This is a genomic window from Chryseobacterium sp. GW821-FHT04C04, assembly GCF_059420365.1.
The window spans coordinates 392,603-405,426 of sequence record NZ_JBWKTO010000004.1 but is presented as its reverse complement, the minus strand read 5'-3'; the positions used below and the strand labels follow the sequence as shown (position 1 = coordinate 405,426).

The 12,824-nt window shown below is 33.3% G+C and carries 16 protein-coding genes and 1 tRNA gene; 12 read left to right on the top strand and 5 right to left on the bottom strand.

Annotated elements, in window-relative coordinates:
- Positions 1 to 320 precede the first annotated feature (320 nt).
- The 6 genes from AC07UM_RS15275 to AC07UM_RS15250 all read left to right on the top strand — a co-directional run bounded on the left by AC07UM_RS15275 (position 321) and on the right by AC07UM_RS15250 (position 4,944).
- The gene (locus AC07UM_RS15275; protein WP_494683967.1) at positions 321 to 1,211 is read left to right on the top strand and encodes a hypothetical protein; all 891 of its coding nucleotides are present in this window, start codon (positions 321 to 323) and stop codon (positions 1,209 to 1,211) included.
- A gap of 380 nt (positions 1,212 to 1,591) precedes the next feature.
- A complete protein-coding gene (locus AC07UM_RS15270; RefSeq protein WP_494683966.1) occupies positions 1,592 to 1,861 on the top strand; it encodes a hypothetical protein in 270 nt (89 codons plus the stop codon).
- On the top strand, positions 1,858 to 2,058 hold the full coding sequence (locus tag AC07UM_RS15265; protein ID WP_494683965.1) for a histidine kinase: 201 nt from the start codon (positions 1,858 to 1,860) through the stop codon (positions 2,056 to 2,058). Before AC07UM_RS15270 ends, AC07UM_RS15265 begins: the two co-directional genes overlap by 4 nt.
- 752 nt (positions 2,059 to 2,810) lie before the next feature.
- Positions 2,811 to 3,134 carry a LytTR family transcriptional regulator DNA-binding domain-containing protein gene (locus AC07UM_RS15260; protein WP_494683964.1) on the top strand — a complete coding sequence of 108 codons (324 nt, stop codon included), beginning with the start codon at positions 2,811 to 2,813 and terminating at the stop codon, positions 3,132 to 3,134.
- A gap of 330 nt (positions 3,135 to 3,464) precedes the next feature.
- On the top strand, positions 3,465 to 4,031 hold the full coding sequence (locus AC07UM_RS15255) for a glutathione peroxidase (RefSeq protein ID WP_494683963.1): 567 nt from the start codon (positions 3,465 to 3,467) through the stop codon (positions 4,029 to 4,031).
- 331 nt (positions 4,032 to 4,362) lie between these two features.
- Positions 4,363 to 4,944 carry a hypothetical protein gene (locus AC07UM_RS15250; RefSeq protein ID WP_124532018.1) on the top strand — a complete coding sequence of 194 codons (582 nt, stop codon included), beginning with the start codon at positions 4,363 to 4,365 and terminating at the stop codon, positions 4,942 to 4,944.
- Positions 4,945 to 5,312: 368 nt separating this feature from the next.
- Here the strand turns inward: AC07UM_RS15250 and AC07UM_RS15245 are convergent, their stop codons facing one another.
- Positions 5,313 to 5,759, bottom strand: coding sequence for a GNAT family N-acetyltransferase (locus AC07UM_RS15245; protein ID WP_494683962.1), 447 nt, complete (start codon positions 5,757 to 5,759; stop codon positions 5,313 to 5,315).
- A 189-nt stretch (positions 5,760 to 5,948) separates the two neighbouring features.
- Between AC07UM_RS15245 and AC07UM_RS15240 the strand changes: the two genes are divergently transcribed.
- The 6 genes from AC07UM_RS15240 (at position 5,949) to AC07UM_RS15215 (ending at position 11,244) form a co-directional block, all read left to right on the top strand.
- A complete protein-coding gene (locus tag AC07UM_RS15240; protein ID WP_494683961.1) occupies positions 5,949 to 6,662 on the top strand; it encodes a 2OG-Fe(II) oxygenase in 714 nt (237 codons plus the stop codon).
- Between the two features lie 67 nt (positions 6,663 to 6,729).
- Entirely contained in the window at positions 6,730 to 6,975 is a 246-nt protein-coding gene (locus AC07UM_RS15235; RefSeq protein ID WP_494683960.1) for an Ada metal-binding domain-containing protein, read from the top strand.
- Between the two features lie 692 nt (positions 6,976 to 7,667).
- Entirely contained in the window at positions 7,668 to 8,681 is a 1,014-nt protein-coding gene (locus tag AC07UM_RS15230) for a terpene synthase family protein (protein WP_494683959.1), read from the top strand.
- Positions 8,682 to 8,712: 31 nt separating this feature from the next.
- Positions 8,713 to 9,741: a terpene synthase family protein gene (locus AC07UM_RS15225; RefSeq protein WP_494683958.1), complete on the top strand. Its 1,029-nt coding sequence runs from the start codon at positions 8,713 to 8,715 to the stop codon at positions 9,739 to 9,741.
- A 350-nt stretch (positions 9,742 to 10,091) separates the two neighbouring features.
- Positions 10,092 to 10,883, top strand: coding sequence for a GLPGLI family protein (locus tag AC07UM_RS15220; RefSeq protein ID WP_494683957.1), 792 nt, complete (start codon positions 10,092 to 10,094; stop codon positions 10,881 to 10,883).
- A gap of 31 nt (positions 10,884 to 10,914) precedes the next feature.
- A complete protein-coding gene (locus tag AC07UM_RS15215; RefSeq protein ID WP_494683956.1) occupies positions 10,915 to 11,244 on the top strand; it encodes a hypothetical protein in 330 nt (109 codons plus the stop codon).
- Positions 11,245 to 11,302: 58 nt separating this feature from the next.
- On the opposite strand, the gene AC07UM_RS15210 is transcribed toward AC07UM_RS15215, so the two are convergent.
- The 4 genes from AC07UM_RS15210 to AC07UM_RS15195 all read right to left on the bottom strand — a co-directional run bounded on the left by AC07UM_RS15210 (position 11,303) and on the right by AC07UM_RS15195 (position 12,823).
- The gene (locus AC07UM_RS15210) at positions 11,303 to 11,464 is read right to left on the bottom strand and encodes a hypothetical protein (protein ID WP_494683955.1); all 162 of its coding nucleotides are present in this window, start codon (positions 11,462 to 11,464) and stop codon (positions 11,303 to 11,305) included.
- Positions 11,465 to 11,504: 40 nt separating this feature from the next.
- Positions 11,505 to 11,639, bottom strand: coding sequence for a hypothetical protein (locus AC07UM_RS15205; RefSeq protein WP_494683954.1), 135 nt, complete (start codon positions 11,637 to 11,639; stop codon positions 11,505 to 11,507).
- A 524-nt stretch (positions 11,640 to 12,163) separates the two neighbouring features.
- Positions 12,164 to 12,697: a hypothetical protein gene (locus tag AC07UM_RS15200; protein ID WP_494683953.1), complete on the bottom strand. Its 534-nt coding sequence runs from the start codon at positions 12,695 to 12,697 to the stop codon at positions 12,164 to 12,166.
- 53 nt (positions 12,698 to 12,750) lie between these two features.
- Positions 12,751 to 12,823: transfer RNA gene (locus tag AC07UM_RS15195), tRNA-Met, on the bottom strand.
- Position 12,824 lies beyond the last annotated feature (1 nt).

Below are 12,824 nucleotides of genomic sequence, written 5' to 3'. Positions count from 1 at the left end.
AATTCTTTCTGGATTATACATTGGAAATACCAGCTTATAAAATTCCTCAGAAAGACTATTATATTCAAAAATCTCCTTTATTTAAAAGTTGAACTTGTCTAAAGTAAAGAAAGAATGATATTTCCTAAAAAGTGGTATCATTCTTTCAAAAAAGTTGTGTTAGGCAAAAGTATAATAAAAAGAGTTTAGCCCTTATTTGGATTTAAGGTATTCAATTAATTGCTTTTAGCTGTATTTTAATCAGAAAACTTTAGAGAAGTTCGATTTTCAAAATCACATATAATAATAATAATAATAATATTCATTAAACTATTTAAAAAATGAAAAAAGTTAAATTCATTTCAAGCATAGTAACGGGATGCATTTCGGCGGCGTTACTACTTTTTACTTCCGTTGCATGTTCAAAAGATAATCAGGATGAAAACTCCGATTCTACTGTAAAGGAAGTTCAATTGAGGAATAATGCCAGTTTTGGAACTGTTCTGACAGATAAAGAAGGACGTACTCTTTATTATTTTGCTAATGATGCTACCGCTACCAATACCTGTACAGGAGGATGTGAACCAATATGGCCCATTTTCAATATAGATAATCTTTCTGCTAAAAAACTGGGAACAGGGTTGGAACTTTCTGATTTTACAACAATAACAACCGGTTCCGGGAAAAAGCAGGTAACCTACAAAGGAAGACCTCTTTATTACTATGCCCCTTTGGTAAACGGAACCAATGTAAAAGAAGATGCGGGAAAAACCGGAGGTGAAAATATCGGAGGCGTATGGTTTGTAGCAAAACCAGATTATACAATTATGCTTACCAATGCCCAGCTTGTAGGACATGACGGGAAAAACTATACCTCAACCTATACAGAAGGCACAGGAAAGACATTATATTTTACTGATGCTAAAGGGGTAACATTATACGCTTTTAAAAATGACAAGCAGAATAAAAACAATTTTACAGCTTCTGATTTTTCGAATAATGGAGTATGGCCTATTTATGAAACGGATAAAATAGTGGTTCCATCCGGTTTGGAAAAATCACTTTTCGGATCGATTACTGTATTTGGAAGAAAACAGCTTACTTATAAAGGATGGCCGCTTTACCGCTTTGGTCAGGATAATATGGTGATGGGATCCAATAAAGGAGTTTCCTTCCCTGCTCCCGGTATCTGGCCTGTTCCTGTGAAGAATATGGCAGCAGCTATGCCTTAATTTTTGTTTTTATAGAAATCTCTGTGCTAAATAACGGACATGCTGCCATGCCGTTATTTAGCTTTTGTATATTTGTCACCTGATTTTTATTTATGGTCTATCCTAAATATATAAACACAAACGGAAGAAAGGTATTCAGGATTGATGCGAAAATCATCCTTTTCAGCTCCCTTTTTATGGGGGATTCTGGCTTCGGTACCTAAAATACTCCGTATCCATATTACATTAGGAGAACTGATGATCTATTTTTCTCTCTCATTTCTATTCTCCTTGTTTGTATGGTATTTTAATATTTATAGTCTGCCCAAGTTTTCTATCCAGATCAACCCGTTTTTTTCAATAAAAAGTTTGTAATCAGTCTGTCCATAGGAATTGTAGTGATGGCGGCAATAGTACTCATTCATCATATTATCTTTCCAAAATATGAGTTCAATATCATGGTATTGATGCACGAATTCAGAGGAATACTGATTAATCTGACTATTTATATGTTTTTGTATCTTTTATATAGACTTATAATTCTCAGCAGATCAAGTTTGAGCTCGAGCAGAACAGAACAGAACAGAACAGAACAGAACAGAACAGAACAGAACAGGACAGAACAGAACAGAACAGGACAGATAATCTCCATACTCAGAATGAACTGTTGAAACAACAGATTCATTCTGATTTTTTGTTCAACAGCCTCAATACGTTGAAGTCTATGATTGATATAAAAGATGATAATTCTGGGGATTTTGTTGTCAGGCTCACTGATTTCTGCCGTTTTACTTTAGATCACAGAAAGCTGGATCTTATTCCTTTAAAAAAGAACTGGCCATACTGGATGCATATACCCTTTTCCTGATATCAAGATTTGAAGACGGTATTGAGTTTAAAATAGACATTCAGGAAGAGATATTAAATTCTTATATCCCACCATTTACCCTGCAGCTGTTGTGTGAGAACTGTATGAAACATAATATCGTATCAATGGCGCATCCATTAATCATAAAGTTATACAGTGATCAAGAATATATTATTATTGAAAACAATTTTCAGCCAAAAAATATTCCGCAGACATAGGAATTGAAAATATTCGGGAGCGTTACAAGCACATTGCTGAAAAAGAATTGACTTTACGGCAAAATGATATGAATTTCACAGTCAAATTACCAATAGTAGGATGAAAGTTTTAGTAATAGAAGATGGGATAAAAACCGCAAAGGCTTTAGATTGTTGCCGTACAACCGGAAGCTACTGTAGTGCAATATATTGAGAGTGTTGTCATGACAGTGAAATATCTTTCAGAAAATGAACCTTCGGATATTATATGTATGGACATCCAGATGGCAGATGGAAACTGTTTTGAGATATTCAGCCAGATCAGTATAAAAGCTCCTGTTGTTTTCTGTACTCATTTGATAAATACGCGATAGAAGCATTTAAAAGTTACGGAGTAGATTATATATTAAACCCTTTTGCGAAAAAAGCTATTCAGTCGGCTTTTGAAAAGATCAACAATCTTAAAAATTTCTTCCAGCACTCCCTTCACCGGACCGGAAACTTGAAGATATACTGGATAATCTGACTTCTGGCAGAGCTAAGACCCAATTTCTGGTGTTTTCTAATAATAAATACAATAATATTCCTATCCACAGAATTGTCTGTTTTTATAGTCAGTTTGGAAGTACAGTACTGGTAACTTTCAATCAGAGAGCGTATTCAATATCACAATCTCTAGGTGAGGTTGGACAGCTCATTTCAGGAATTCAGTTCTTTAGAATCAACAGACAATATCTGATCAACTTTACAGCAATTGTGGAGGGGGAACATTATTTTTCCCGCAAGCTTCTTGTCAGTTTGAAGATTACCACTCCTGAAAAACCAATCGTCACAAAAGATAAAGCTTCCCGATTCCTTCAATGGCTTGAAGAACGGTAAAAGAGACAGCAATCCTTATAAAAATATTCATTAAAACAACTCTCTGATTATAATCGGAGAAAGGTAACGTTTGGTCTTATTTAGAAATATAAAATGGATCAAGAAATAATATCGTTAGCAAGTTTATTAACCGTAAATTTGGCTTTTGGGTGAAGACTTTCTGGAAGAAATCAAGACTCATACTGTATATGTAAGCAGAGTGCTGAAAAAAATGGAAAATGAAGGAAAAATTTTTAAAGATGAAGAAGGCAAAGTATTTGCTGCAGATCAAACTATACTCCTAAATAAATAATCTAAGTTTTATAAATTAATATTAAAATCTTTTTTCAAATGAAAAAAATACTTTTTATCGGAATGGTACTTATAGGAATTATAAGCCTTTCATCATTTATCAAATCAAATAATTCTACAGGTCCAAAACCAGCAAAATCAATTTATGATTTTAAGATTGAATCCATTGACGGAGGAAAAATCAATTTCTCTGATTACAAAGGTAAATACATCCTTATCGTCAATACAGCATCCAAATGTGGATATACTCCTCAGTACAAAGGATTGGAGCAGCTATATAAAGATTACGGAGATAAGTTGGTTGTGATCGGTTTCCCGTCAGATAATTTCGCAGACCAGGAATTTCATGACAATGTTGAGATCAAGTCTTTTTGTGAAAAAAACTATGGCGTAACTTTTCCACTTACCACTTCTGTGAACGTAAAAGGTTCAAAAATAACGCCTGTATTTGACTACCTTACCCACAAGTCCCAAAATGGAGTACTGGATGCTGCGATAAGCTGGAACTTCAACAAATTTCTGATCAGCCCGGAAGGAAAACTATTGGAACATTTTGATTCTAAAGTAGTTCCTGAAAGTGATAAGATTACTCATTATTTTAAATAAATTGATCAATCAATTAAAAATCCACTACTTTCGAAATGATAGTAGTGGATTTTTTTTAACCCTTATTATTATTGCTTTACTACAACACCCAAACTATCCTGATGAAACGTTCAGAATGATATTTTCAGGAAAAGAGCATTGTAAGTAGTTAAAATTGCATTTCATCTATACATTCAATTATAAAAATCGCTTCAATAAAGACCCTAACCGCACCATTTATACAACAATGAATACCATACATTAAAGAATTGTTAAATTTTATTAAATAATATTAAAATGTATTTGTTTTAACTGGGAAATTATATTTATTTTAGTGCTTTAAAAATTTCTCATGAAAAGATATAATTTATTGATTGTACTATTACTGCTTATTTTCAATGTTACTACAGCTCAAAAGAAGGGTTCTCCTGCTGCCGATCTTAGCTTGTTAAAAGATACAAAATCAAAAATCGAAGCTACCGTTCCATTAGTTATCCAGCATCTTCAGACTATTTCTACAAAAGAAGGGGATAATAATATTGTCAACAACGGGAAAATTGCTCTAGGTAAAGAATATGGCATTTTAGAATCCGAATGGTTCTTATACAGAAACAATATGAAAAATTGTATACTGAACAATTCTTCTAAAAAAGCTAAAAAATGTATGGAATACCACACACAGTATCTGAGAAATACATTCATCAATTACAACAACTATATTTCTAATCTTACAAGAAAGAACGGATATTTAGGAGTTGAAGGAGATACAAAATTTGATTTTAAACCTGCTGATATTGCTACAAAACTAAGTGAAGCTTATTTTAATGCCAATGACGCTGCAGGAAGAATGAAAGCCGATCAGAAAAGAGAGTTTTTAGGACAGACCATGTCTGATGATAACAAACTGACTCCTTACGCTCAACTGGCTCAATAATATAAAACGATCCTTACCACATAAAAAAGAGAACCGCTATTTGCAGTTCTCTTTTTTATTTAAAGCAAAAAATCTCCGCCGGAAAAAGCAGTTTTGTGGTACTAATCATAAAACTCTTGGGGAAAAAGTAGAAAATGAGGCAGAGATTTTTTTGCATACACTCTACAGATCAACTGTCCTACCCATGATCTGTAAGAGCATTACAAAAATAGGACTATACGCCACTAATGATAGGAAATGCATGTAGAATTAAGTATTTATAGTTGTAGAACTAATACTACTTTTTAGCACACAAACTAAATAAGCACCTGTTTTTCAGGTGCTTTATTATTTATTATGACAACATTTAGGGCTGAAATATTTTTAACCTATTTCCACCAATGGTAATAATTGTGCTGCCCATCATACTCAAATCCACAACGCGGATACAATGTATTTCCAATGTCATTTGTCTTTTCTGTTTCAAGCATTAGTCCACATGCTCCTGTTTCTTCACACCATTGCTTACTACGGTCGATTAACGCTACAGAAAGTCCTTTTCCTCTATAATCGGGGTGAACAAACAAATCACTTAACAGCCATTGCTTTTCTAATTTGGTATAATGAAATAATTTGTAAAGCTGTACAAATCCTACAGCTTTTTCATCGGCTATGACAAGAAAGATATCTGATTCGCTGTTTAAAAATCGTTCTTTCAGAAAAGCCTTTCCTTTTTCAATATCAGATTCCTGCCTGTAAAAAACACGGTAAAGATCAAATAATTCTGCCGTTTCATTAAGATCCTCAAGGCTTGCCTTTTTAATAATGTAATTCATCGTTATTTATTTTGATTAACAGGGCAAAAATAGCCTTAAACAGGACCAGTATTGTCATCCAGATTAATCTTATCTCCATAGTCCAGAATGGAAACTGGGCGATTTTCAACTCACAAAAGATAAATACCGCATGTTTTGGATTTTATCAATCTGAACAACTTCGGATTTTTGTTGTATAAAGTCAAAACAATGAAAAATATCATCCATACAATTAAAAATACAGACTGGCAGCATATTTCAGAAATGATGCATGAAAACGGGTATGCTCTTATTCCCAATCTATTATCAGATGAAGAATGTGAAATCATAAAGTCAAATTATGATGCCCCTGCCCTTTACCGCAAAACGGTTATCATGGCCCGGCATCGTTTTGGCCTGGGTAAATATAAATACTTTAACTATCCATTACCTGAAATCATTCAGACTGTACGAAAAAATATATATCCATATTTGGCTCCTATAGCTAATTCATGGTTCAAAGCTTTGCATATTGACACCCAATTTCCATCAGATCATCAGGAATTTTTACAGCAATGCCATGAGAACGGTCAGCATAAAGCCACTGTTTTGGTTTTAAAATATAAAGAAAAAGGGTTCAATACTTTACACCAGGACTTATATGGTGATCTGTACTTCCCTATCCAAATCGTATTAATGCTCAGTGAGCCTGATCAGGATTTCACAGGAGGAGAATTTGTTCTTACCCAGCAGATTCCAAGAGCGCAGTCTAAAGCTATTGTCTTACAACCTAAAAAAGGAGATGCACTTATTTTTACGACTCAATTTAAACCCGAAAAAGGAACCAAAGGCTACTATAGAGTCAATATGAAACATGGAGTAAGTGAGGTAAAAGAAGGCAGCCGTTATGCTTTAGGAATTATCTTCCATGATGCAGTAAGCTAGTCATATAACGAACCTGAATTGTTTCTATCAATAACTTTAACCCTTTAAGTATCAACTTTTCATTATAATGTTCCAGCATTCTCAAATATCACCCGAAAGCCTAAGAAGTAAAGTTCACAGCGGAGAAATTCGTTTTGGAGGCAATAAAAAACTGAAGATCTATGGATTACTCAGATGCCGGTCAGGAAAAAGAATGAAAAAGGAAAACAGGGTTTTCTTCATAGATGAAAAAGAAGCACTGCAAAACAATTATCGTCCCTGTGGACATTGCATGAGAGAAGAGTATAAAAGATGGAAAAGTAATTTCTTCTGAATACTATCAGATGACTAAAACTATACAAATCTCAAAATATTATAGTACGGACTTATTGCCATTCATACCATTTCATTCCCAATAGAAATGGTATGAATATTCTTATTAATTCTGTTTAAACTAGTTACAAAAGTTTTTATTTTTTTAAACACTTCAGTACACTTTAGAAAGTTTAAAATAATACAGCATAAAAGTACACTAAAGAAAAAATATCAAAGATTTTTTGAAAATTATGTGGACTTATTCTGCGCCAGGATACTCCCTTAAGTATTTCAATCTTTTGTGCATTTTGTGGTGTAATAAAAAAGTTTAAGCAGCTTTATTGTATATCTGCTATACTACTCTATTATTATTAATCAGAGGTGTCTTATTTTTCAATAAAAACCAATCTACTATTTTATCAATGAGATAATTAAACCCAGATAATGAATTTTAAATTTTCACATATTTTTTTGAAATTTTTATTATCTGAAGATTTCTGCAGTCAAAAAAGGAGATAAAAAATACAAAAATTATTCAAAATAAGTGGAGATATCGTCAATTTCATACTATAATTCGAAGCGTTCCTGCTTTTAAGTGACTATTGCCATTATCATATCGGGATATGTAAAATAAAATATCAACATTATGTGAAATATAATATATTATGTTAAATAAAATGATATATTAGTCTTAGACCAAAACTCAATACCATGAACAATGAAAATTTTAACACCCTTGAACTCCTTCACAAACAATTCAGGTATCCTTTCCCAACCCTAAAAAACCCGAATGCAGAACAGTTGCAGGAGATTACTGAGAATCAATGGATAGATGGTGATTATCTATGGATTTATGAGCAAAATCCTGCTCTTCGCAAAAAGTACAAAAAAACTAAAACAGCGCATATTGCCGCTCAATGGTTTCCCACCGCACCACCGGAAAGATTCAAACCGATTTGCCGGCTAATGCTGTGGACCTTGTACAATGATGACCTTTATGAAGAAAGCAAACCCGAAGATATTGAACATGTACGTATTCAATCCGTTGCCATACTCAATGGTGAGATAAGTGCAGAAGACTCAGGAATACCATTAGGGAAAATGCTAGCTTCTTTAAGACAGGAATTACTACAATTTATTCCAGAAGAATCAATTTCTCGCTTTACGCAAATGATCAGCAGATATTTCACAGGATTAGAAACTGAATTAAAATACAAGAAACACAAAGTTTATCCCAGTGTGACCGAATGTATCGCTCTTCGTGAAAACTCTATCTGCCTCTATCCTTTCCTACAGCTTACAGAATTGGAAACGGGAGTCATTTTACCTCCGGAAATACATAATCATCCGGTAATCATTCGTTTACAAACACTTGCTTGCCACCTGGTTACTTTTTTCAATGAAGTACAGTCTGTACTGAAAGACGAGGCAACCGATAGTATTTATTACAATATAGTAAAGGTCATTCAACATGAACATCAAATGTCACTGAAGGAGGCCTGCCTCGAAGATTTGCGGCTTCACAATGAAGACCTGAAAGAATTCTTAGAATTACAAGCTTCTCTTCCAGATTTTGGGATATGGCACGATGCTGTCGTCAACTGGGTCCATTATATGAGTATGGTACTTAGTGGCTGGAAAAACATATCTACAAAACTGGATCGTTACAATGCTATGGAGTTTCCGGAAGCAAAAGAACTGAAAGAAAAACTAAATCAGCTATAATATTATTAATAATTTATTAAAAGTCAAATTCATGAGAGAAGAATTAATAGTACCTCAATGCCATTACCCATGGCCAACAGTAAACAGTCCTATTGCTAATGCCTTTGATGAGGAAGAAAAAAAATGGTATGATGAAGATTATACTTTTATTTCTGAAGAGGGAATAAAAAGATGCAAACCTCAGTTCTTATCCCGGGTAGCGACTTATATGAACCCAACTTGTGATAGTATAGAACGGATGCGCCCCTGTGCCAGACTAATGATCTATATCACAATTTTCGATGACTATTTTGGACTGACCCCTGCAAAAGAACTAAAAATAATGGCTGATCGGGTGTATGAAGTTATGATGGGTGATGAGCCGCGTCCTGACGAAATCGGAATTTTGCGACAAATGGCACAGGCAAGAAAAGAATGGATTACCAATGGAATGCCTCAATTCTGGATCGATCGTGTTTCTATCAATTTTTATGAATTTATCATGTATGGAATGGCGGAAGAGATCCCTTTCAAACAATCTGAAACCAGAAGCTATCCTCTGCTTCCCCATTATCTTAGTTTCCGGAAATATTCAATCGGAATGTGGCCATACGGCGACCTGATAGATCCCGCCATTAATTTTGCACTGCCTGTTCATATTTACAACCATCCTATTATACAACGGTGCAGAGAATTGCTGTCCTTAATTATTGTGATTCAGAATGATTTCGCCTCTTTAAAAAAAGAACTTGAAATAGAGACTGAAAGTCTGAACATCATCTTTATTCTAAGTCACCAGTATAAATTATCTTATCAGGAAGCATGCATAGAAGCTATGAGATTACATGATGCATATGGGCAGGAGTTGGACGATCTGCATCAATCTCTTCCCGATTTTGGAGAATTTCAGGAAGCGGCATATGACCATATCCATCACATAAAATTACAGATAAGCGGCTGTGCAAATTGGTATTATAATTCCGGCACCAACCGATATGAACCTAAAGGATTTATTGTACCACAGTATGGTAGAGAAGGAGATGACATTCTTATTCCGCACAGTATTTTTGTACAAAAATAACTCTGGAATAATCTACTCTCTCTTTGCCTTTAATAGAAATATGACAAACTGAATTAAAGACGCTACAAAAAACTACCTTTTAAGATCGTTTTTTATAATTATATAAAAATAGTATAATTAAAATCTTCCAAAATTTGGAATCTTATTTACCAAAACAAAAAAGAGAAGCAATAGTGTATTGCTTCTCTCGTTTAGTAGCGGGAACCGGACTCGAACCGATGACCTTCGGGTTATGCTTCCTGGTAAAACACTTTGTATTTAACATAAAAAAAAAGTCTTACAAATTATGACTTCCTGTAGCAGTGAATAAAAAATAATTGTAATATTGTATCACATTTTGCAAAAATATTATGAATTTCAAATTAACCTCTTTACTATTTATTACTAATATCTTTTTTTTTTCTGCTCAAAGTGCGGCAAAATTAGAAGTTCGTTATAATATGAAGTTTGTTCCTGACAGTACTAAAAAAGATAACGCATCTTATGCTAATGTAACTTTGTTGTGTAATGAAAATGAATCACTTTATTATAGTGAGGATGCTAAGAAGTATTATGACTATTTATACAAGAAAACAAGTGAAATGATAGGACATAAAATTGAATTAGGTTCACTTCCGGCATATCCAAAAGTAAGGGGAAATGTTTATAAAAATGGCAATATGGTAACAGCTACTCTACCAGTTAGTAAATATAACTATTCATTTGAAGAACCTCAACTCAAGTGGGAATTGTTGAAAGATACAAAAACCATTGATGGAATGAAGTGTAATTTAGCCAAAACTACAACTGATACGGGAGATACTTTTTTTGCTTGGTACACTCAACAATACCCATTTTCAGAAGGGCCGTTCAGGTTTAAAGGATTACCTGGACTGATTATAAAACTTTATAATAAAAACAATACAATTACAATCGATGCTGCTGAAATTAAAAAGTCTTCTGAAATAATTGAACCTATATCTCTTGGGAAAGTCATTAAATTAAAATCTAAAGAGGAGTTTTTAAAAGCTCGTAAGACATATTATGAAAATCCAAACATTAATACCTTCGGCGACGACATTATAATTAAAGATGATCGAGGAACTGATTATACCAAAAGGAGAAAGGAGGAATTGAATTCTCAAAATGTTTTCTTAGACTGATGAAAAACTTTTATTAATATAACTTTTAACTATGAAAAAATTATTTTTAGTCGGAGCTTTAGCATTTGCTTCTCTGACATTTGCAAACACATCTGAAGTAAAAAAGGAAACAACTAAAAAGGAAACTTTTGCTAAGATTGAACTGTTAACAAATGTTCAGAATCTTAAAGTTACAATGCTTTTTAGAAATTTCTACACAGTGGAATTTGAATTACCTTGTGGTGGTGGTCACATGACTGTAACTTTCGCAAGTGATTATCCAAACCAGGCAGGAAATCAAGGTTTTATTGATGATTTAGCAAATGCTGTGAATAGCGGTGTTTCGCAAGGATGTAAGTATAAAGCTGATTTTGGCTTATAGGACTTACCAAAAAGAAAAACGCTCTCAGTTGAGGGCGTTTTTAGACACTACCCATTGTCTAACTTTTGAATTCTTCTTTTGCAAATTCTTCTACTGCTTTTACAATTTCTCTATCACTTGTATGTGAAGCACCAATATAATCAATAGGTAAAATATTTAAAGGATTAATATTTTCCACTTTATAAATAATAAATATACTACTCCTGCTCTGTTGGAGCATAAAACAGTTTAAGTTTCGGTTTCTGCATCTTCTTTTTCTTCTAAAATTTTGAGTAGTCTTCCGTCAGTTCTGCATCAATATCACGTAAATATACTTTCAAGGCCTTCAATGTTGTGTGTCCGGTAACTTTCATCAATAAATCATAAGTTTCCAACTCCGTTCCTTCCTTTCTCAATTCCCGGAATAACTTTGTAATAAATGTACGTCTGAATGAATAAATTTTATATTCCTCGCCTAAATTGAGTTTATCCTTAATTTCTTTGAATTTTGTAGAAAAATTATTTCTTCAATTTACTTCTTTCGTCAAAATCCCTTTTTCATTTGTTTTAAAAATTAATTCATCAGGATCACCAAATTTCATTTTCTCCAGGTCTTTTAATAAAATACTCGGAATCAACTTCGTTTTAAGTAGTTTATTTTTAGCTTTGACCTGAAAGTAAGGTGCGGTTGTTCATTTATTTTGAGATCTTTGAATTTTTTAGCCTCACCACTTCAATGGAACGTAAAAAATTATAGCTCACAAATTGAATGAATAATAACAAATTTTCATCCTTTGAAATTTCTTCAAAAGAGTTTCTAACTACCCGCTTGAATAAGATTTGTTTTTTTTAGGCGTAGAGCTTTGATTTCCAATTTCTTTAATAAAATTATTCTTAGTCATTTCGTTTCTTTTTAGGACATTGAAAAGAGAAGATAATGCTATTTATGATTATTATGTGTTTTTCCGGAATTTTTCAATATTATTTCGTTCAGATAATTCAAAACATACTTTTTGGGAAATTCATCTGCAGCAATAACATCATATCCGTTTTTCTCAATATATTTAATAAATTGGTTTTTCTTTGAGCGGAAATATGGAATATAAGTTTTTGATAAAGTAGCTTCTTTTATTTTATATGCCCATTCAATAGCACTTTTGATCGTAGATTTATCTTTCACATCTTCTCTCGGATATGAAGAATAACCTTTTTTCAATAATTCTGCTAAAATTTTTCTGATTGTTTTCAGTCTGGCCAACCTTTCTTTTACAGTTGTATAATCTCTATTTACATTCATGTAAATTGGAGGTTGCCTTTTCATTTTACCTGTTTTCGGATCTGCGTAAGAGTAGTAAACGTACCATCTTTGAGAAAGGTTATAATCCTTTCCGCCGTGATACATCTTCGGTAGTTTATAGGGTACGCTGGGCATTTCAATACTGTATTCGGTCTTTAAAATTTCAAGTAAAGACAAAAAAATCGGTGTAACTTGTTGTTAAACCGATTTTTACATTTTAGAAATATTAGTAGCGGGAACCGGACTCGAACCGATGACCTTCGGGTTATGAGCCCGACGAGCTACCTACTGCTCCATCCCGCGG

What these genes read in the sequence shown, in the direction of transcription:
- AC07UM_RS15275 (WP_494683967.1), top strand. Translation starts at nt 321, where the DNA reads ATGAAAAAAGTTAAATTCATTTCAAGCATAGTAACGGGATGCATTTCG.
- AC07UM_RS15270 (WP_494683966.1), top strand. Translation starts at nt 1,592, where the DNA reads ATGGCGGCAATAGTACTCATTCATCATATTATCTTTCCAAAATATGAG.
- AC07UM_RS15255 (WP_494683963.1), top strand. Translation starts at nt 3,465, where the DNA reads ATGAAAAAAATACTTTTTATCGGAATGGTACTTATAGGAATTATAAGC.
- AC07UM_RS15250 (WP_124532018.1), top strand. Translation starts at nt 4,363, where the DNA reads ATGAAAAGATATAATTTATTGATTGTACTATTACTGCTTATTTTCAAT.
- AC07UM_RS15245 (WP_494683962.1), bottom strand. Translation starts at nt 5,759, where the DNA reads ATGAATTACATTATTAAAAAGGCAAGCCTTGAGGATCTTAATGAAACG.
- AC07UM_RS15240 (WP_494683961.1), top strand. Translation starts at nt 5,949, where the DNA reads ATGAAAAATATCATCCATACAATTAAAAATACAGACTGGCAGCATATT.
- AC07UM_RS15235 (WP_494683960.1), top strand. Translation starts at nt 6,730, where the DNA reads ATGTTCCAGCATTCTCAAATATCACCCGAAAGCCTAAGAAGTAAAGTT.
- AC07UM_RS15230 (WP_494683959.1), top strand. Translation starts at nt 7,668, where the DNA reads ATGAACAATGAAAATTTTAACACCCTTGAACTCCTTCACAAACAATTC.
- AC07UM_RS15225 (WP_494683958.1), top strand. Translation starts at nt 8,713, where the DNA reads ATGAGAGAAGAATTAATAGTACCTCAATGCCATTACCCATGGCCAACA.
- AC07UM_RS15220 (WP_494683957.1), top strand. Translation starts at nt 10,092, where the DNA reads ATGAATTTCAAATTAACCTCTTTACTATTTATTACTAATATCTTTTTT.
- AC07UM_RS15215 (WP_494683956.1), top strand. Translation starts at nt 10,915, where the DNA reads ATGAAAAAATTATTTTTAGTCGGAGCTTTAGCATTTGCTTCTCTGACA.
- AC07UM_RS15210 (WP_494683955.1), bottom strand. Translation starts at nt 11,464, where the DNA reads ATGCTCCAACAGAGCAGGAGTAGTATATTTATTATTTATAAAGTGGAA.